The 19,851-nt window shown below is 70.3% G+C and carries 17 protein-coding genes; 5 read left to right on the top strand and 12 right to left on the bottom strand.

All coding sequences use genetic code 11. From position 1 onward, the window contains the following. Positions 1-13 precede the first annotated feature (13 nt). The 10 genes from OG599_RS03735 to OG599_RS03690 form a co-directional block, all read right to left on the bottom strand. Positions 14-1,228, bottom strand: coding sequence for an FAD-dependent monooxygenase (locus OG599_RS03735; RefSeq protein WP_327174496.1), 1,215 nt, complete (start codon positions 1,226-1,228; stop codon positions 14-16). A 95-nt stretch (positions 1,229-1,323) separates the two neighbouring features. After that, positions 1,324-1,974 carry a CoA transferase subunit B gene (locus OG599_RS03730; RefSeq protein WP_327174495.1) on the bottom strand — a complete coding sequence of 217 codons (651 nt, stop codon included), beginning with the start codon at positions 1,972-1,974 and terminating at the stop codon, positions 1,324-1,326. Beyond that, positions 1,974-2,729, bottom strand: a complete 756-nt coding sequence (locus tag OG599_RS03725) for a CoA transferase subunit A (RefSeq protein WP_327174494.1) — start codon at positions 2,727-2,729, stop codon at positions 1,974-1,976. The genes OG599_RS03730 and OG599_RS03725 overlap by 1 nt, the downstream gene beginning before the upstream one ends. A gap of 16 nt (positions 2,730-2,745) precedes the next feature. Continuing rightward, positions 2,746-3,498, bottom strand: a complete 753-nt coding sequence (locus OG599_RS03720) for an SDR family NAD(P)-dependent oxidoreductase (protein ID WP_327174493.1) — start codon at positions 3,496-3,498, stop codon at positions 2,746-2,748. Next, on the bottom strand, positions 3,495-4,466 hold the full coding sequence (locus OG599_RS03715; RefSeq protein WP_327174492.1) for a fumarylacetoacetate hydrolase family protein: 972 nt from the start codon (positions 4,464-4,466) through the stop codon (positions 3,495-3,497). The genes OG599_RS03720 and OG599_RS03715 overlap by 4 nt, the downstream gene beginning before the upstream one ends. Before the next feature lie 90 nt (positions 4,467-4,556). After that, positions 4,557-5,489: a VOC family protein gene (locus OG599_RS03710; protein WP_327174491.1), complete on the bottom strand. Its 933-nt coding sequence runs from the start codon at positions 5,487-5,489 to the stop codon at positions 4,557-4,559. Positions 5,490-5,493: 4 nt separating this feature from the next. Next, positions 5,494-6,513: an amidohydrolase family protein gene (locus tag OG599_RS03705; RefSeq protein WP_327174490.1), complete on the bottom strand. Its 1,020-nt coding sequence runs from the start codon at positions 6,511-6,513 to the stop codon at positions 5,494-5,496. After that, positions 6,510-7,640, bottom strand: a complete 1,131-nt coding sequence (locus OG599_RS03700; protein WP_327174489.1) for an FAD-dependent oxidoreductase — start codon at positions 7,638-7,640, stop codon at positions 6,510-6,512. The genes OG599_RS03705 and OG599_RS03700 overlap by 4 nt, the downstream gene beginning before the upstream one ends. A gap of 24 nt (positions 7,641-7,664) precedes the next feature. Beyond that, a complete protein-coding gene (locus OG599_RS03695) occupies positions 7,665-8,642 on the bottom strand; it encodes a cyclase family protein (protein WP_327174488.1) in 978 nt (325 codons plus the stop codon). Then, positions 8,639-9,640 (bottom strand): fumarylacetoacetate hydrolase family protein, encoded by a 1,002-nt coding sequence (locus OG599_RS03690; protein WP_327174487.1) that lies wholly within the window; start codon positions 9,638-9,640, stop codon positions 8,639-8,641. The genes OG599_RS03695 and OG599_RS03690 overlap by 4 nt, the downstream gene beginning before the upstream one ends. 127 nt (positions 9,641-9,767) lie before the next feature. On the opposite strand from OG599_RS03690, the gene OG599_RS03685 reads away from it, so the two are divergent. Next, a complete protein-coding gene (locus OG599_RS03685) occupies positions 9,768-10,685 on the top strand; it encodes a LysR family transcriptional regulator (protein ID WP_327174486.1) in 918 nt (305 codons plus the stop codon). A gap of 201 nt (positions 10,686-10,886) precedes the next feature. Here OG599_RS03685 and OG599_RS03680 read toward each other — a convergent pair whose 3' ends face one another. Continuing rightward, positions 10,887-11,882, bottom strand: coding sequence for a LacI family DNA-binding transcriptional regulator (locus OG599_RS03680; RefSeq protein WP_327174485.1), 996 nt, complete (start codon positions 11,880-11,882; stop codon positions 10,887-10,889). A 120-nt stretch (positions 11,883-12,002) separates the two neighbouring features. After that, complete coding sequence (locus OG599_RS03675; protein ID WP_327174484.1) at positions 12,003-13,016, bottom strand: LacI family DNA-binding transcriptional regulator; 1,014 nt, start codon at positions 13,014-13,016, stop codon at positions 12,003-12,005. A 293-nt stretch (positions 13,017-13,309) separates the two neighbouring features. Here OG599_RS03675 and OG599_RS03670 point away from each other — a divergent pair, with 293 nt between their 5' ends. From OG599_RS03670 to OG599_RS03655, 4 genes are all read left to right on the top strand, one after another. Then, positions 13,310-14,623, top strand: a complete 1,314-nt coding sequence (locus OG599_RS03670) for an ABC transporter substrate-binding protein (protein ID WP_327174483.1) — start codon at positions 13,310-13,312, stop codon at positions 14,621-14,623. Between the two features lie 145 nt (positions 14,624-14,768). Beyond that, positions 14,769-15,653: a carbohydrate ABC transporter permease gene (locus OG599_RS03665; protein ID WP_327174482.1), complete on the top strand. Its 885-nt coding sequence runs from the start codon at positions 14,769-14,771 to the stop codon at positions 15,651-15,653. 5 nt (positions 15,654-15,658) lie between these two features. Next, entirely contained in the window at positions 15,659-16,570 is a 912-nt protein-coding gene (locus OG599_RS03660) for a carbohydrate ABC transporter permease (protein WP_327174481.1), read from the top strand. A gap of 75 nt (positions 16,571-16,645) precedes the next feature. Further along, complete coding sequence (locus OG599_RS03655; protein WP_327174480.1) at positions 16,646-19,219, top strand: family 78 glycoside hydrolase catalytic domain; 2,574 nt, start codon at positions 16,646-16,648, stop codon at positions 19,217-19,219. Positions 19,220-19,851 lie beyond the last annotated feature (632 nt).

Raw genomic sequence — 19,851 nt, 5'->3', positions numbered from 1 at the left:
TCGGCGAGCCCGTTCACCGGGCGGGAGCAGATGCGGGGGTGGGGGTCCACACCCAGGAGATGTCGTCGAACGCCTCGGGGCCGCGTGACGAGAGGAGCATGTTGCGCAGGGTGGCCCCCATGCCTTCCAGGTGGCAGATCTCGCCGAAACGGCGGGCGTTGGTCTGGACGAGCGCCGCCCGTTCGCGGCGCCGGTCCGCGTACGCGGCGAAGGCCTCGGCAGGGTCCGAGCACCGGGCGAGAGTCTGTCCGAGCGCCACCGCGTCCTCCAGCGCCTGGCACGCGCCCTGTGCGAGGTACTGGAGCATGGGGTGCGCGGCGTCGCCGAGGAGGGCGATACGGCCGTGCACCCAGGTGTCGATCGGGGCGCGGTCGTAGAGCGGCCACCGCCGGTCGCGTGAGACGAGGGGCAAGGCGTCCCGCACGGCCTGGCAGGTGCCGGCGAAGCGCTCCTCGAGTTCGGCTTCGGTGCCCCAGTCGTCGGAGTCCGGGGTGTAGTGGTCGCTCTCGAAGACGGCGACCTGGTTGTAGAGCTCACCGCGGCGTACGGGGTACTGCACCAGGTGCATGCGTGGCCCGGCCCAGACCATCACCGCTTCCGAGGCGGCGTGTCGGGACATCGGGCCGGTCATCTTCCCGGTGGGGAGGGCGCCGCGGAAGGCGACGTACCGCGAACAGACCGGTTCTCCGTCGTTCACCAACGACTGGCGCACGCGGGAGTGCAGTCCGTCGGCCGCGACCACCGCGTCGGCGCTCAGTCCCGCGTGGCTCTCGGCGAAGGTCAGGTGGACGCCGGAGCCGTTCTGTTCCGCCTCGGTGACGGTGTGCCCCGTGCGCAAGGTGACGCCCGGATGTTCCTGGCAGGCGGTCAGCAGCGCGGCGTGCAGGTCGGTCCGGTGGGTGACGAGGTAGGGGTGCGCGAAGCGGTCGGAGTAGGCCGCGCCGCGGAGGTCGAGGGCGGTGACCTCGTGTCCGGTGAGGGCGTCCATCATCACCAGCCGGGGTGGCGCCACGGCGGTGTGCCGTACGGCGGCGAGTACGCCGAGTTCGTCGAGGGCGAGGGAAGCGTTCGGGGCGAGTTGCAGGCCGGCGCCTATCTCGCCGAAGCGGGTGGCTCGTTCCACGAGAGTCACGCGGTGGCCGGCGCGGGCGGTCGCCAATGCGGCTGCCAGTCCGCCGATGCCGCCGCCGACCACGGCGATGTGGAGTGGGGAAGGGGTGACGGGCATCTGGCCTCCGTGGGCGAGTGAGGGTGTTCTGCGGGCAATGGGTCCGTCGGCAGTGGGTTGCCACCGGGCCCGCGGGGACGGCCGTGCCTCAGGGCTCAGCAGGCCGCGGAGACGCTGTCCACGCGCACGGCGGCGCCGGTCCGGGCGGTGACGTCTTCGACGGTGACGCCTGGGGCGGTCTCGACCAGGGCGAGCCCGTCGGGGGTGACGTCGAGGACTCCGAGGTCGGTGATGATCCGGTGGACGCACCGCTCGCCGGTGAGGGGGAGCGTGCACTCGCCGAGGATCTTGGGAGTGCCGTCCTTGGCGGTGTGTTCCATGAGGACGATGACGCGGCGGGCCCCGTGGACGAGGTCCATCGCGCCGCCCATGCCCTTGACCATCTTTCCGGGGATCATCCAGTTGGCGAGGTCACCGCGTTCGGACACCTGCATGGCGCCCAGTACCGCGGTGTCGATGTGGCCGCCCCGGATCATGCCGAAGGAGAGCGCGGAGTCGAAGAAGGAGGCTCCCGGCAGCACGGTGACGGTCTCCTTGCCGGCGTTGACCAGGTCGGGGTCGACCTCGCTCTCGACGGGGTAGGGGCCGGTGCCGAGGATGCCGTTCTCGGAGTGCAGGACGACGTGGACGCCGGGCGGGAGATGGCCCGGAAGGAGAGTGGGCAGGCCGATGCCGAGGTTGACGTAGGAGCCGTCGGTGAGTTCGGCGGCCGCGCGGGCGGCCATCTGGTCGCGGGTCCAGGCCATCAGACGCGTACCGTCCTCTTCTCGATCTGCTTGTCGGCGGCCTGCTCGGCGGTGAGGGCCACGATCCGCTGGACGTAGATGCCGGGCAGGTGGATGTCCTCGGGGTGGAGTGCGCCCGGTTCGACGAGTTCCTCGACCTCGGCGACGGTGACGCGGCCGGCCATGGCGGCGAGGGGATTGAAGTTGGCGGCGGCACGGCGGAAGAGCAGGTTGCCGTGGCGGTCGCCGCGCCAGGCCCGTACGAGGGAGAAATCGGTGGTGATGCCGTGCTCCAGGACGTGGGCGCGGCCCGCGAAGTCGCGGGTCTCCTTGGGCGGGGAGGCCACGGCCACCGTGCCGTCGGCCGCGTACCGCCAGGGCAGGCCGCCGTTCGCCACCTGGGTGCCGACGCCGGCCGGGGTGTAGAAGGCGGGGATGCCCGCACCGCCCGCGCGCAGCCGTTCCGCGAGGGTTCCCTGCGGGGTGAGTTCGACCTCCAGTTCACCGCCGAGGTACTGACGGGCGAACTCCTTGTTCTCGCCGACGTAGGAGCCGGTGACGCGGGCGATGCGGCCGGCGGAGAGCAGGATGCCCAGACCGCGGCCGTCGACACCGCAGTTGTTGGAGACGACGTTCAGACCGGTCGTGCCCCGGTCGTACAGGGCGCGAATCAGGGTTTCGGGTACGCCACTGAGGCCGAAGCCGCCGACGGCGAGCGAGGCACCGTCGGGGATGTCGGCGACCGCTTCGGCGGCGCCGGCGCGGACCTTGTTCATGGGTGCGTGGTGCCTTTCAGTTGGGGGCCTCGCGCAGTGCGTCGGAGACCGACTTGACGCCGCCGTGCGCGGTCATGCCGCCGTCCACCGGAATCTCCGCACCGGTGATGAACGACGCGTCGTCGGACAGCAGGAACGCCACCAGCGGCGCGACCTCGCCGACGGTGCCCGTGCGGCCCAGCGGTGTCTCGCGGACGTTCACCTCGCGGAACGCGGGTGCGGCCGAGGCGGTCATCCCGGTCTCGATGTAACCGGGATGGATCGTGTTGACGCGGATGCCGCGCGGTCCGAGCTCCAGGGCAGCGGTCTTCGACAGGCCGCGCAGTGCCCACTTGCTGGTCGTGTAGGCGACCGGGTAGTGAGCGGTGAGGGCAGCGGACGAACCGACGTTGACGATGGAGGAGCCGGGGCGCATGAGCGGCGTCACATACTGCATGCCGAGGAGCGGACCGGTGACGTTGACCGCGTGGACGCGGGCCATGTCCGCCGGGCGTACGTCGCCGAGCCGGGCCCGCCAGGTGATGCCGGCGTTGTTGACCAGGCCGTGCACCTGCCCGTACGACTCCCGCAGTTCGTCCGCGAGTTCGGCCCAGTCCGTCTCGCTGGTGACGTCGAGACGCCGGCAGCCGGGTGCGCCGGTCACGTCGGTGGGGATGACGCGGGCCCCTTCCAGGGTGAGCAGCCGGGCCTCGGCGGCGCCCTGTCCGCGGGCTGCGCCGGTGACGACCACGACCTTTCCGAGCAGCCTCCTGGAGCGTGGGTCGGTCACGGCCGCTCCCGGAGGCGGCGGCGCCCGGTGGGGAGGGGGACGGGGTCGGCGCCGGCGACGACGGTGTTGGTGAGGACGCCGAGGCCCTCGACGGTGAGCGTGACGGTGTCACCGGGCTTCAGCGGCGGTGGGGACTGTTCGCCGCGCCGGCCCCAGAGTTCGGCGAGGCAGCCGCCGTTGCCGCAGGTACCGGAGCCGAGGACGTCGCCCGGGACGACGCGGGTGCCGCGGGAGGCGTAGGCGGTCATCTCCTCGAAGGTCCAGCTCATGTGGGACAGCAGGTCCTCGCCGACCACCCGGCCGTTGATCTCGGCGGTCATGGCCAGCCGCAGGAAGCCGTCCGCGTCGCGGTGGGGCTCCAGTTCGTCGGCGGTGACGAGGTACGGCCCCAGGGTGGTGGCGGTGTCCTTGCCCTTGCAGGGGCCGAGGCCGACCTTCATCTCCGCGCTCTGGAGGTCGCGTGCGGACCAGTCGTTGAAGACGGTGTAGCCGATGATGTGATCACGGGCTTGACGGGGTGTCAGGTCGCAGCCCTCGCGGCCGATGACGGCTCCGACCTCCAGCTCGAAGTCCAGGACGGACGAGCCGGGCGGTACCGGGATGCCGTCGAGGTGACCGTGGATCGCGTGTGGGTTGGTGAAGTAGAAGGTCGGGGCCGCGTACCACTGTTCGGGGACGCCGCCGACGCCTTCCACGGACCGGCGCACCCCCTCCACGTGCTCCTCGAAGGTCACGAAGTCCCGTACCGAAGCGGGCTGGAGCGGGGGAAGCGGCCGGACCTGGGAGACGTGCGGGCCGGCCGGCCCGTCGAGGGCCGTCGATCCGGCGGTGAGCAGCGCGGGGAGCCCGGAGGTCTCCTGGATCAGAGCGGTGAGCGAGGTGACCCCGGGCAGGGGGAAGAGGGTGCCGTCCTCTTCCACGACCGCCACCCGGCGGTGCTCCTGATGTTCGTACGTGGCGAAACGCATGATGCGGCTCCGGCGGAGTGTGGTCGGGCGTGAAGGGGGCGCCTCGGGGGCGTGGGCCGTGGCCCGCGCCCCCGGACTCGGCGGAAGGGATCAGACCGGGGGAGCGATGAAGACGCCGCGGTCGGGGTCGTTGAAGGACTCCTTGGCGACCAGCTCGTTCATGGCGTTGGCGGTGCCCCACTGGTCGGTGACCTCGGGCCGGGAGAAGTCGTAGACGTGCGGGTGCCAGGTGTCCTCGTCGAGGTTCTCCAGCTCGGTGGTGTATTCGACGGTGTTGCCGTGCGGGTCGAGGAAGTAGGTGAAGGTGTTGTCGCCCGCCATGTGCCGGCCGGGGCCCCAGACCTTCTTGTGACCGGCCCGCATGACGCGGCCGGAGCCGCGCATGTACTCGTCGATGCCGCGCATCTCGAAGGAGACGTGGTGCAGGGCGGTGTGCGGGCCCTGGGCGATGGCCATGGAGTGGTGCTGGTTGCTGATCCGCATGAAGTGCATGACCTCGCCCATGTGCGGGGAGCTCAGCGTGTCGGAGAGCGCGAAGCCGAGGTGGCGCTCGTACCACTCGCGGGTGCGGTTCAGGTCCGGCGAGTTGAGCACGACGTGCGAGAGCTTGACCGGGATGGCCTCCTTCTCCTCGATCTTGCGGTGGCGCCGCACCTCGACGTCGGCGGACACCTCGATGGTGCGGCCGTCGACATCGAAGAAGCGGAAGCCGTATCCGCCGCCCGGGGTGTCGACCCTGCCCGGACGGGAGACCAACCGCACGCCTCCGGCGAGGAGTCGCTCCGCCAGGGTGTCCACGTCGGCTGCGGACGCGGCGCCGTAGGAGACGAGGTCGAGGCGCTTCTCGTCGGCCTTGCGCAGCCGCACGACGTACTGCTCGGGGGAGCCCTCGGCGGCCAGGAAGGAGATGCCGGAATCCTCGGCGACCTTGGTCAGTCCCCAGACGCCCGCGTAGAAGTCGAGCTGCTTGTCGTAGTCGGGCACGGCGAGGTCGACGTGCCTCAGGTGGGTGAGCAGGCGCATGGTGTCAGTCCGTCCGGAGGAGGGAGGCCGCGTTGCGGCCGCGGATCGCGTGGAAGTCGGCCTCGGGCAGGGCGGCGGCGCGCAGGGCGCCGACCGGGTCCTCGGATCCCATGTCGAAGGGGAAGTCCGAGCCGAGCAGGACCCGGTCGGCCCCGGCGACGCGGACCAGTTCCCGCAGCACACGGGGATCGTGGACGAGGGAGTCGAAGTACAGCCGCTTCAGATAGCTGCTGGGCGGGTGGGCGCAGCCGGCTCCCGCGTCGGACCGGGCGGACCAGGCGTGGTCGGAGCGGCCGATGTGGGTGGGCAGGTAGCCGCCGCCGTGGGCCGCGACCAGCTTCAGCCCGGGGTGCCGGTCGAGTACCCCGGAGAAGATCAGGTGCGAGAGCGCGACGGCGTTCTCGGTGGGCTGGCCGACCGTGTTGGACAGGTACCACTGGTCGAGGCGCTCGTCGAGGGTGCAGCCGAAGGGGTGCAGGAAGAGGATCGCGCCCGTCTCCTCGGCCCGGGTCCAGAAGGGTTCGTAGGCCGGGTCGGAGAGTTCGCGGCCGGGCGCGTGGCTGGAGATCTCGACGCCGAGCAGGCCCTGCGCGAGAGCGTGGTCGAGGGCGTCGACGGTGAGCTGTGGGTGCTGGAGCGGTACGAGGCCCAGTCCGCGCAGCCGGGCCGGCGCGGCCGAACAGTGCTTCGCGGTGGCCTCGTTGGCCAGCCGGTACACCTCCCCGGCCGTCTCCTCGTCCGCCCAGTAGTGGTAGTGCGAGGGGGAAGGGCTGACCAGCTGGACGTCGACACCCTGCGCGTCCATCGCCGCCAGCCGTACGGTGACGTCGGTCAGGCGGGGGAAGCGCGCGCGGACCATGGGACCGCTGACGGCGAGGGCCGCGGGGCCGTTGCGGCGGGCGTCCAGCGCCCGTGCCCCGGCCAGCCCCGGCCGCCCCTCGACCAGCGCCTCGATCTGAGGCAGCAGGACGTGGGCGTGGACGTCGACCGTGGGGGCGGCCTGCCGAACCTCCGGCGCGGTCACGGCAGTTCCCGGAGCATGGTCATGGTGCGGGCCATCAGACCGGGCACGTCGGCGTCACGTACACCGTCGAGCTGCCACTGCCCGATGCGGACGGACGCCTCCACGACCGGGCGGACGCGGACGATCCGCCGCTCGTAGTACGCCTGGAACAACGCGTCGTCCCAGTCGTCGGCCCCGGTCAGCATCTGCGCGAGCACCCACGCGTCCTCCAGCGAGAGGGCGGCGCCCTGGGCGAGGGTGGGCGGACAGCAGTGCGCGGCGTCTCCGGCCAGGACGACCCGGCCGCGGTGCCAGGAGCCCTCGACCAGCATGCGGTCGAACCAGGTGTAGTTGACCTTCGCCGGATCCGTGACGTGCTCGGTGATCTCCGGCCAGAACCCGCCGTAGTGCCGGGTCAGGCGGCGCATCTCGTCCGCGTACGACTCGGGCGGTATCCCGGCGCGGTCGCGGTTGGCCTCCACGACGTAGGCGTACAGCGTCGTGTCGCTGGTGGGGCAGTAGCCGGCGATGTAGGCCGGCCCGCCGTAGGCGAGGTCGGTACGGGTGACGCCGGCCGGGCGCGGGGCGGCGACGCGCCAGATGGCCATGCCGGTGGGCTCCGGTCGGGCGGGGATGCCGATGGCGGCGCGTGTGGCGGAACCGAGGCCGTCGGCGGCGATCACCAGGTCGTAGCGGTGCTCGGAGCCGTCGGAGAGCCGTACCGAGACGCCGTGCGCGTCCTGGTCCAGGATTTCGGCGGTGGTACCGAGCCGCACGGTCGCACCACTGGCGCGCACCGCGTCGATGAGGATCCGCTGGAGCCGGGGGCGCTGCATGCCGACGGTGGCGGGCAGGTCGTCGCCGCCGGTGCGCAGGTCGTCCTGGGTGTGCAGGACCGTGCCGTCGGGTGCGGTGATGCCGACCGAGCCGAAGCCGAAGCCGGACGCCTCCACCTGCTCCCAGACGCCCAGTTCGCGCAGGACGCGCAGGGCGTTGCCCTGGAGGGTGATGCCGGAGCCGGCGGTCGCGTTCCAGTCGGCCTTGGCCTCGACGAGGTCCACCGCGTACCCGGCGCGGCGCAGCAGGATCGTCACGGCGTTGCCGGCCGCGCCGCCGCCGATCACGAGGACCGTGCGGGATGGGGTCATGGGGAACTCCTTCGTTCCTCGGTGCTACTTGACGGCTATCGGGTTGACCGGCGAGCCGACCGCGCCGGTGATGGGCAGGGGGGCCGCGGTGAGCCAGAAGGCGTACGCGCCGTCGGCCGCGCAGTCCTCGGCGAGAGCGTCGAGGTCCCACATCTCGCCGATGAGCAGGCCGATGTTCGGGATGGCGACCTGGTGCAGCGGCTGGAAGGCGTGGTCGAACTCGTTCGGGCGGACCTCGAAGCCCCAGGTGTCGGTGGCGATCGCGGCGATCTCGGTGCGGTGCAGCCAGCCGGCCGTGGTGAACGACAGGCCGGGTGCGGGCCCTCCGGCGTACTCGCCCCAGCCGTCGCGGCGTACCCGGCTCAGCTGCCCTGTGCGTACCAGCACGATGTCTCCGCGTTCCACGGTCACGCCGTGTGCCCGGGCCGTCGCCGCCAGGTGCTCCTCGGTGATCGCGAATCCGTCGGGCAGCTCACCGTCCTCGCCGACGACCCGGCCCACGTCGAGGAGCACCCCACGCCCGGCGACGTGCGGGGCCATGTGCTCGACGCCGGTGACCAGGTCGCCGTCGGAGGTGACGACCTGCTCGGCCGGGCGCCCGTTCCACGCCTTGCCGTGGTCGAAGATGTGCCCCAGTCCGTCCCACTGCGTGGAGCACTGCAGCGGCATCGCGATCACGTCGTCGGCGCCGCCGATGCCGTGCGGCAGGCCCTGATTGCCGAGGGCCGCGTCGGTGCCGGTGTCCAGCATGGTGTGGACCGGGTTGGTGCGCCGACGCCAGCCCTTCTGCGGGCCGTCGATGTCGAAGCGCTGGGAGAGGGAGAAGCTGACGCCCCGCCGGACCAGCGCGGCGCCTTCGCGGCGCTTTGCTTCGTCGAGGAAGTTGAGGGTGCCCAGTACGTCGTCCTCGCCCCAGCGGTTCCAGTTGGAGCACGCTTTCGCCGCCCGCGCGATCGAGCCCTCGGGGTCGGTGCGGTCGGGGTCGGTGCGGTCGGGGGTCACCGGGATCCCTCCGCCGCACAACGGGTGCGCTGGGCGCCGAGTCCGGTGATGGAGCCGTCCATGACGTCGCCGTCGCGCAGCAGCCGGCCCCAGTGCATGCCGTTGCCGGCGGGGGAGCCGGTGAGGACCAGGTCGCCCGGCAGGAGGCGGGCCGACTGGGAGGCGTAGGACACCATGCGCGCGACGTCGAAGATCATGTCCTTGGTCGACTCGTCCTGCATGGTCTCGCCGTTGAGCTTCAGGACGAGGCGCAGGTCGTCGGTGTCGGCGACCGAGGCGGCGGGGACGATCCAGGGGCCGAGCGGGGTGAAGCCGGGGGCGTTCTTGCTGCGCAGCCAGTCCGTGCCTATCTGCGGCATGTCCCGGCGGAAGACGGTCGCCCGGTCGGTCAGGTCGTTGGCGATGGTGTACCCGGCAACATGGTCCAGGGCCTCCTCGACGGACACCCGGTGGGCGGGGCGGCCGATCACCGCGGTCAGCTCCAGCTCCCAGTCGGGCTTCTCGGCCCAGGCCGGCAGTACGACGTCGTCGTACGGTCCGGTGATCGCGCTCGGCAGACCGATGAAGACGTACGGCAGGTCCTCGGCCGCCCGCCGGTCCATGATCTCCGCCGCCTCGGCGCGCCGTTCTTCCTCCGGCCGCTCGTCGCCCGGCGCCCGGTGGGCGACGTGCAGATCGATGACGTGCCGACGGTAGTTGGCCCCGGACTGGAAGACCTGGCGCGGCTCGACCGGTGCGTGTACCCGGAGTTCCGCCAGCGCCCGGCGGTGCGGACCGTCGTCGGCGGCCAGCGCGGTGAGCCGCGGTTCCACCGCGTCCCAGTCCTCCAGGACGGCCCGCACGGTCAACTCGGCGTTGCCCAGGGCGGACCGCAGGTCGGTCACCTGCGCGTCGGGTGTGACGAGAGCGGGGAAGGGCGCCCCCTCGGGGGCGGAGAGAGTGGCCAGGGCGAAGGGCCCGGCGAAGAGGGCGGACGAGGCTTCAGGTTTCACGAACATGTCCTCCTGATTGCGGTGGCACTAATCTGGACCCGCCACCAGTGATCACGGAAATCGATTCTGTGGATGGTTGGCATCCGTCTGACAAATTGCCGCAGGTCGTCGCCGGACAGCGAGGAAAACCGCCATGAATCTCAGTCGCCTCGACCTCAATCTCGTCGTCGCCCTGCGTGCCCTGCTGGAGGAGCGCAACGTCACCCGGGCCGGGGAGCGCGTCGGCCTCAGTCAGCCCGCCATGAGCGCCGCGCTCTCACGCCTGCGCCGGCACTTCGACGACGACCTGCTCGCCCGCGTCGGCGGCCACTACGAACTCACCGCCCTCGGCCAGGTCCTTCTCGACCGGGCATCCACCGCCTACGACCTGCTGGAACGCCTCTTCGCGAGTCAGGCGCACTTCGATCCGGCCAAGGAGAACCGCGAGTTCAAGCTGGTGGCGTCCGACTACGCGGTGGCCGTCTTCGGCGCCGAGCTCGCCCGGGTCGTGCACCAGGAGGCCCCCGGCATCCGGCTGCGCTTCGCCCAGACGCCGACCACCGTGGTGGACGCCACCGAGACCCTGCTGAGCACCACTGACGGCCTGCTCATGCCACACGGTGTGATCAGCGACTTCCCGGCCACCGACCTCTACCAGGACCGTTGGGTGTTCCTCGTCGCCGAGGACCACCCGAGCGTCGACGACCGGCTGACCCGGGAGGATCTGGCCCGGCTGCCCTGGGTCACCTACCAGCGCACCTACGACGCCCCGGCCGTCCGCCAGTTGGGCATGCTGGGTATCGAACCCCGCGTCGAGGTGTCCGTCGACAGCTTCCAGACCATCCCGCTGCTGGTCGGCGGAACCCGGCGCATCGCCCTGATCCAGGCCCGCCTCGCCCGGCTCCTCGCGCCGCTGGCCGCCGTACGCGTGGTCGAACCGCCCTACGAGGCCGTCCCCCTCAGGGAGGCGATGTGGTGGCACCCCGTGCACACCCACGACGCGGCCCACATCTGGCTGCGGGAGACGGCCGCCCGGGTCGGCAGCCGGATGGCCGAGGAGGCGGGGGCGTGAGCCGGGTGCGGATCGAGTCCGGCCCACAGAGCCCGGGACCATCCGCCGGCTGGATGGAAGGCATCCGATACATGGATCGTGCCACCGGTGGGCAGCGGGGCGTCCCCGAGGCATCATCGGTCCAGGTCGTGCGCAACCGCGCACCTGCGCCCCCGCAGCCGGTTGTGGTCCGGATACGTCTCCGGTGGCGACCCGGGGGGATCAGCGAGCCGGTGCCGCCATGGTCGACCGGCGCACGACGAGTTCCGGCTGAAGGACGATGTGCGCGTGTTCATGAGCAAGACCGTCGGCCGTGTCCTCGACGAGGAGGCGGCCGGCCCGCCGGCCCATGGCGACGGCCGGCCGGCGTACCGAAGTGAGGGGTACGACGGCGGAGGCGGCGAACTCGATGTCGTCGTAGCCCACCACGGCGATGTCCTCGGGGACCTTCAGCCCGGCCTCGTACAGCGCTTGCAGAACGCCGAGAGCCAGCAGGTCGTTGGCGCAGAAGACGGCCGTCGGCCGCTGTGGAAGGCCGAGGACGCGGTGTCCGGCGTCCTTTCCGGCGTCCACCGTGAGCGTGCGGCAGGGGAGTTCGAGCAGGGCGGTGGCCGGCAGGCCGGCCAGGCCGAGGGCGCGCAGCGCGCCTCGACGGCGGTCCCCTACCTGCGGAAGGGTCTCGGGACCGCCGACGTAGACGAGGGACCGGTGGCCCTGGGCGATCAGATGGCCTGCCGCGGCGTGGCCCCCGGCGACGTCGTCGATGCCGACCGAACACGCCTCGGTCCAGGGTGCGCTCCGGTCGGCGACGACGAAGGGGACCGCGTTGCGACGGAAGGCCGCGACCGTGCGGTCGGTGCCCTCGCCCGCGGTGATCACCGCACCGCGGACCTGGTGCGAGGTGATCAGCGACAAGTAGCGGGCCGCTTCCGCCGGATCATGGGCGCCGGTGCAGACCATGACGCCCAGGTCCGCTTCACGGGCGGCCTGCTCCACGCCGGCGGCGAGGGCGGTGAAGAACGGGTTGACGATGTCGAGGACCATCAGGGCGATCACTCGCGAGGCCCATCCCCGCAGTTGCCGCGCGCCCTCGGCACGGACGTAGCCCAGCGTGTCGATCACCTCCAGGACGCGTGTACGGGTGGCCTCGGCCACCATCTCGGGCCGGTTGAGGACGTTCGAGACGGTGCCGAGCGAGACACCGGCCTCCCTGGCCACGTCCTTGATGCCGACCCGCGGGCGTGCTCTGCTGTCCCGCCCCGCGCTCGCTCCACCGGGGCCCGGTGGACGGAGCGCCGGGGGTGTGGCGGGTGTGGCGGCGGTCGGCCGGTGCACGGTCTACCTGCTCCGTGGCGGAGCGGTGGTGGTGCGCACCACGAGCCGGGGGGTCATGGTGGTCCGCATGGCCCGGTCCCTCCGGCCCTCCACCCGTTCGACGAGCATGCGGGCGGCGGCGGAGCCCATGGTGTGACCGGCCTGGTCGACGCTGGACAACTGGACGGGGGCGAGGGCCGCGAGTGCGGTGTTGTTGTAACCGACGAGCGAGAGGTCTTCGGGGATGCGCAGGCCCAACTCGTGGGCCGCGCGGAAGATGCCCAGGGCGGCGACGTCGGCACCCGCCATGACGGCGGTCGGGCGGTTCGCCGTGGTCAGCAGGGTCATTCCCGCCTTGAATCCGCCCTCGTCGGAGTAGGCGGTGTGGTGGACGCGGGCGTGTCCGGTCAGGCCGTGCCGTTCCATGGCCTTCAGGTAGCCGTCCCGCAGAACGACTTCGGGTGTGCGCTTCCACTGGTTGGCCTTCGTGCCCGCGGCGGAGACCAGGGCGATGTCGCGATGGCCGAGGGCGGCGAGGTGGTCGACGACCAGGCCGGCGCCTGTGTCGTCGGCGTCCACGACGGAGTCGTAGGTGTCGTCCGTGTCGTGGTGGCCGATGACCACGGTCGGAGTCGTCGCAGCCGTGGCCAGGACTTCGGCCCGTGCGGTGCCGGGGGCGATGAGGACCAGCCCGTCCATCTGACGGTCGACCATGGAGCGGATGGTCTTCGCCTGGTCCTCCGGGTCGAATCCGGCCGCGCCGATCAGCACGGTGTATTCGGTCTGACGCAGTTCGTCCCGGATGCCGTCGAGGATGTCCGCGAAGAAGGCGTTGCGCACGTTGTCGAGCAGCACGCCGATCGTGTAAGTCCGTCCGCGCATGCCGCGGGCCGCCGCGTGCGGCCGGTAGTCGAGCTCGGTGATGGCCGCCGTGACCTTCTCGCGCATGCTCCCGCTCACGCCGTAGGCGTTGCGCAGCACTTTGGAGACGGCTGCGGTGGAGACGCCGGCGTGCCGGGCCACATCGGTGATCGTCACGCGTTTGTTCTGCCTGGCTGCGCCGGCCCGATCCATCGATCTACCTCTGCTCTGTGACGGGTGTCGTGCAACGGTCTACATCGTAGCCTCCGGGAGCTGTCAAGTTCCTCCGTGTCGCCATGCTGTTACCGGGATGTGTCTTGACGGGTCCTGATGTGGAGTGCAAGGTTTTGCCCACTCGACGTAGAGAACGTTTTACAAAGTTCTCCCGTGCTGCCGGGCCCTGCCCCGCCCTGGCGCTCTCGCACCACCGCGTCCTCCTCCGTCCTCCTCCATGACCCTGGGAGTTCCCCGTGTCTCTGCGCATGCCCCGTGGCCGTCGTACGCGACTGAGTCTGTTCACCGCCGGTACCGCTTCGCTGGCACTGCTCGCCACCGCCTGCGGCGGCAGCGGCGGCTCCTCCGCCGCACCCGACAACTTCAACTACCTCAGCGTCACCGAGAACACCACCGTGAAGACCGCTCTCACCACGCTGTCGAAGGGCGCGTGCAAGCCGGCGAACGACGCACTGCCGCTCAAGGTGGAAACCGTCCCGCAGGCGAGCCTCGACCAGAAGCTCCAGCTCCTGGCCGGCCAGAACGCACTGCCCGTACAGTTCGCCGCCGGCAACGCCCCCGCCCTCACCCAGCAGCTCGCGAAGTCCGGCAAGGTCGCCGACCTGGAGCCGAAACTCAAGGAGCTCGGCGTCCTGGATCAGCTGGAGCCCGCCGCCGTCTCGACGATCAAGGCCCTGTACGGCGGGAAGCTGGAGGTACTGCCGTACGAGTACAACATCGAGGGGATCTTCTACAACAAGAAGATCTTCGCCGACAACGGCCTGGCCGTGCCCGGCACGTGGGACGAACTGGTGTCCGCGGCCGCGAAGCTGGAGTCCAAGGACGTCCAGCCCTTCTCCGCCTCCGGCCAGCAGGGATGGCCGCTGACCCGCCTGATCAGCGACTACCTCTTCCGCAGCCTCGGCCCCGACGCGCTGCGAAAGGTCGCGGACGGGCAGGCGAAGCTGACCGACCCGGAGTACGTGAAGGCCGCCGACGAAGTCGCCGCGCTCGGCAAGAAGGGGTACTTCGGCAAGGGCGTCGGTTCCATCGACTACGACACCGCGATGAACCAGTTCCTCAGCGGCAAGGCGGCCATGTTCTACATGGGCAGCTGGGCGCTGGCGAACATCTCCGACGCCGAACAGAACAAGGTCGGCGCCGCGAACGTCGGCTTCATGCCCTTCCCGGCCGTCGCCGGGGGCAAGGGCTCGGTCGATCAGTACCCGTCCAACGTCGGCCTCGGCATCGCCCTGGCCGCGAAGTCCTTCGACGAGAAGACCGGCGCCTGGGTCTCCTGCATCACCGAGAACTACGGCGCCACGGCGCTGAAGGACCACGGGACCATCACCGGCTTCAAGGTGAACACCGAGGTGAAGGACGCCAACGCGGTCACCACGCAGGTCCGCGACACCGTCAGTTCCTCCCGGCAGAACGTGCTGTGGTTCGAGGCCCTGTTCAGCACCAAGGCCACCACCATCAGCCAGACCAACGCCGCGAGCCTGGTCTCGGGGAGCATGAGCCCCCAGCAGTTCATGCAGACCGTCCAGGACGCACTCGCCGCCCAGTGACCCGCCCCGGGCGGCCCGCCCGCCTTCTCGCACGGTCGTGTGCGAGCCGCCCCGGGCCCCGACGGCCCAGCCGCCCCGGGCCCCGCGGCCCAGCCGCCCCGCACCGCCGCAGATCCCGCCAACGGAAACGAGACGGACACCATCCATGCACCGCGTACTCGGTGACCGCAGGGCGATCGCGCTCCTGCTCGGTCCCGCCCTCCTCGTCTACTCGCTGATCATGCTGGTCCCCATGGTGTGGTCGCTCGGCTACTCCTTCACCAAGGGCAACACCATCGACGGCTTCACCGGCAACGGTGTCGCCAACTTCTCGCGTCTCTTCGACGATCCGGCGGTCCGGGACGCGCTCTGGTTCACCCTGAAATACGCCGTGATCGTCACGGCCGGTCAGGTCGTCGCCGGCTACCTCCTGGCCCTGCTCTACGTGTTCTTCCTCAGGCGGGCCTCGGCGCTCATCCGCACCCTGGTCTTCTTCCCCGTCGTCCTGCCCACCGTCGCCGTCGGCCTGCTGTTCCAGAAGTTCTTCCAGGTCGCCCCGCAGACCGGCCCGGTCAACTCGCTGCTCAACGCGGTCGGCATCGACTCGATCGACTTCTTCGGCAGCTCGGGCAGCGCCTTCTGGGTTCTGGTCGCCATGGACATCTGGCGGTCCATGGGCTTCTACGCCGTGCTGCTCTTCGCCGGCCTGGTCGACATCCCCGACGAGGTCCTGGAATCGGCCCGCCTCGACGGGGCGACCGGACTCAGGCTCGTACGCCACATCGTGGTGCCGCTGTCCCTGCCGGTCCTGATGTCCTCGCTGATCTTCAGCATCAACGGAACGCTCAAAGCCTTCGACTCGATCGTTGCCCTGACCAACGGCGGTCCGGGCAACGGGACCACCCCGCTGACCCTGTACATGTTCCAGACGTCGTTCACCTACAGCGACTACGGCTACGGCAGCACCATCGCCCTGCTGCTGACCGTCGTGAGCCTGCTGGTGAGCCTGGTCGTCTACCGCGTCTCGCGGCGCGACCTCACGGAGGGCTGAGACCCATGGCCACCATCGACACACCCCCGAAGACGATCCCCGCGAGAACGTCCGCCCGCACCCCCGACCGGGCTCGACGGCCCCGGGCCGGCCGTCGGGGGAGCCGCCTGTGGGTCAAGATCGTCGTCGCACTTCTGCTGGTCGTCGAGGTCTACCCGCTGATATGGATGTTCCTCACCTCGCTGAAGTCCAACGACGACTACTTGAACAACTCCACCTGGAGCCTGCCCACTTCCTGGGAGTGGGGCAACTACGGCGAGGCGTGGAACACCGGCCACATCGGCCTGTACGTCCAGAACAGCCTGCTCGCCGTCGTCCCCGCCCTCGCCCTGATGCTGCTGCTGGGCACCGCCGCCGGCTTCGCCCTCCAGATCATGGTCTGGAAGGGCCGCAGCCTCACCCTCCTCGTCTTCCTCGCGGGCATGATGATCCCGCCGCAGATGATCCTGCTGCCCCTGTTCACCGTGTACTTCCAGACCGGCCTGTCCGGCACGCTGTGGCCGCTGATCCTCACCTACACCGGCACCGGCCTTCCGCTGACCGTCTTCATGATGGCCACCTACTACCGCACGGTCCCGCGCGAGCTCTTCGAGGCGGCCACCGTCGACGGTGCCGGCATCCTGCGCGCCTTCTGGACCATCAGCGTCCCCCTGGTCCGCAACGCCCTTCTCACCGTCGGCCTGGTGCAGTTCTTCTTCATCTGGAACGACCTGCTCATCGCCCTCACCTTCACCAACGACCAGGACCTGCGCACCATCCAGGTCGGGCTGCTCAACTTCACCGGCGACTTCGGCGCCACCCAGTACGGCCCCCTCTTCGCCGCCATCTGCATCAACGTCTTCGGCACCCTCCTGATCTACCTCTTCCTCAACCAGAAGGTCATGAAGGGCCTCACCTCGGGAGCGGTCAAGGGCTGACCCCCGCCCGCCACCACGCTCGCTCCCGCACGTGCAAGAAAGGTCCTCCCTTTGCTCCCCCCTCAGCCCTCCCCGGTGTCCTTCGAGCATCTGCCGGACGGACTCGGCATCGGAGTCGCCGCCCCCCGGCTCACCTGGACGCTGCCGCCGGGATCCGGCCGACAGCAGGCATACGAACTGGAGGTCGACCGCTCCGGCGCCGTCCGTCGCACCGGGCGTGTCGACGTCGACACCCACGTACTCGCGCCCTGGCCGGGTGAGCCGCTGGCCTCACGGGAACGCGCGCTCGTCCGGGTCCGCGTCTGGACCCCGGACGCCCCGGAGCCATCGGGATGGAGCGATCCGCGGACCGTCGAAGCCGGCCTGCTGGCGCCCACCGACTGGCAGGCGGTGCCCGTGGGCGCGGGCTGGGACGAGGAGCCGGAGGCCGAGCGCCGCCCGGCCCGGGTCCGCAAGGACTTCCGGCTCGACCGCCCCGTGGCCCACGCCCGCCTGTACGTCACCGCCCACGGCCTGTACGAGGCGGAGATCAACGGTCGCCGCGTCGGGGACGAGACACTGGCCCCGGGATGGACCGTCTACCCGCACCGGCTGCGCTACCGCACCCACGACGTCACCGACCATCTCACCGGGGGCGCCAACACCATCGGGGCCTGGCTCGGCGACGGCTGGTACCGCGGCAAGTACGGCTTCGACGGCGGTACCCGCAACATCTACGGCACCGACCAAGCGCTCATCGCCCAACTCGAAGTGGTGCACGACGACGGCTCCGTCACCGTCATCGCCACGGACGGAACCTGGCACGCCGCTCCCGGTCCGATCCTGACCAGCGGCCTCTACGAGGGCGAGACCTTCGACGCCCGGCTCCACGATCCGCACTGGTGCACCCCCTCGCCCTCGCGTACTGCCTCCGACACGTGGAGCCCCGTCCGGACGGGCCGCCGTGACCCCGCGACGCTGGTCGCCCCGATGGGACCACCGGTCCGCTGCACCCAGGAGATCGCCCCGGTCACCAACACCCCCACCGAGGGCGGGCACCTCCTCGACTTCGGTCAGAACCTCGTGGGCCGCCTCCGCGTCACCGTCGACGGCCCGGCCGGAACCACCGTCGTCCTGCGGCACGCCGAAGTACTGGAGAACGGCGCACTGGCGACCCGGCCGCTGCGCGAGGCGTACGCCACCGACACCCTGATCCTCTCCGGCGACGGACCGCTCACCTGGGAGCCGCGCTTCACCCTCCACGGCTTCCGCTATGCCGAAGTGACCGGCTGGCCGGGCGAGTTGAACGCAGACATGGTCAAAGCGCGCGTCCATCACACGGACATGCACCGCACCGGCTGGTTCGAGTGCAGCGACCCCCTGGTCAACCGACTGCACGAGAACGTCCTCTGGAGCATGCGCGGCAACTTCGTCGACATACCCACCGACTGCCCCCAGCGCGACGAACGCCTCGGCTGGACCGGCGACATACAGGTCTTCGCACCCACCGCGAGCTTCCTCTACGACTGCGCCGGCATGCTCGACTCCTGGCTCACCGACGTCGGCCTGGAACAACTCCCCGACGGCACCGTCCCCTGGTACGTGCCCGTCATCCCCGGCGCTCCCACGTGGACGCCGATCCACCCCGGGGCGGCCTGGGGAGACGCCGCCGTACTCACCCCCTGGACCCTCCACCAGCGCTTCGGCGACATCGGTCTCCTCCGGCGCCACTACCCCATGGCCAAGAAATGGGTCGACCTGGTGGAGCGTCTCGCCGGCCCTACGCGCCTGTGGGACACCGGCTTCCAGCTGGGCGACTGGCTGGACCCCGCCGCACCGCCGGACGACCCGGCCGCCGGCGTCACCGACCGCTACCTCGTCGCGACGGCCTACTACGCCCACTCCGCCCGTCATCTCGGACGTGCCGCGGCCGAGCTGGGGAAGACCGCGGATTCAGACCAGTACATCGCCCTGGCCGCCGAGGTGACGGAAGCCTTCCGTCACCGGTACGTCCTGCCGACCGGCCGCATGACGAGCGACAGCCCCACCGCCTACGCCCTGGGAATCGTCTTCGACCTGCTCACCCCCGAACAGCGTCGGGATGCGGGGGACCGGCTCGCCGAACTCGTCCTCGCGGACGACGCCCGTATAGCCACCGGCTTCGTCGGTACCCCACTGATCTGCGACGCACTCACCGACACCGGCCACCTGGACGTCGCCTACCGGCTGCTGCTCCAGACCGAGTGCCCCTCATGGCTGTACACCGTGACCCAGGGTGCGACCACGATCTGGGAACGCTGGGACAGCCTGCGAACCGACGGCAGCCTCAACCCGGGCGGCATGACCTCCTTCAACCACTACGCTCTCGGCGCCGTCGCGGACTGGCTGCACCGGGTCGTCGGCGGTATCACCGCAACGGGCCCCGGCTACCGGGAAATCGCCTTCCGGCCGCGGCCCGGAGGAGGAATCACCTGGGCCCGCACCCGCCACGAGACCCCGTACGGAACCGCGGCCCTCTCCTGGGAACTGACCGACACCGGCCTGACAGTCCGCTGCACCGTGCCCGAAGGAACGCGCGCCGTCGCCGAGTTGCCCGGAAGCCCGCCCGTTTTGCTCGACCCGGGTGAGCACGTCCTGGAAACCGCCGTGATCGCCGGAGTGACCGCCTGAACGAAATGTATTTCCCAACCTATGGCCTTTCCCGTAGTCGGTGGTGGGCCAGTAAGCGGCGTCAGATGCGGTGCATCGCAAGGCGGAGGAGCGTCCGCATACTGGATGTATGCGGATGTTCCGACAACGCGGCGAGGTGCCGTAGCTGTCGTCGCACACCCACCAGGGATTACGGGACAACCCTTGGACTGCCCGGCGCGACCACTTCCTGCGCCGGGCAGTCCAGGCGTTTTCGGGCTCTGTTCATGAGCCCTGTATCAATGTCGTGGATGCCTGCGATCCAGCAAAACAATAGAGGGGGTTCAAGGGCGAGTTCCCATTGAAATTTTCCATCCGTTTCAATCCGGAGGGACTTCGTATCCGCTGGTCAGCGACTTATTGGAAGAGGTCTTGTCGAAGGGTTGACCCGAAGGTGAACAGGCAATAGCTTTCCGCCTGTTGGGTAAGACGCTTCACGAGTCGGCGCCGAGATGCGCGAAATTTACTGCCGTGGGACGCGGTAGGGATGTCTCGAAAGAAGCGGAAAAGAAGATGCATGTGCATGCGTGCGACGCATGAATCCCATGCTGTTCCCGCCAGCCGGGGTCACTCAGGATCCTGACATCTTGAGTGGCCCCATTTTCCCCGTGACG

It is taken from the genome of Streptomyces sp. NBC_01335, from assembly GCF_035953295.1.
Taxonomy (GTDB): Bacteria; Actinomycetota; Actinomycetes; order Streptomycetales; family Streptomycetaceae; genus Streptomyces.
Note: the sequence above shows the minus strand (reverse complement) of the source record. Positions and strands in the feature narration are given on the sequence as shown.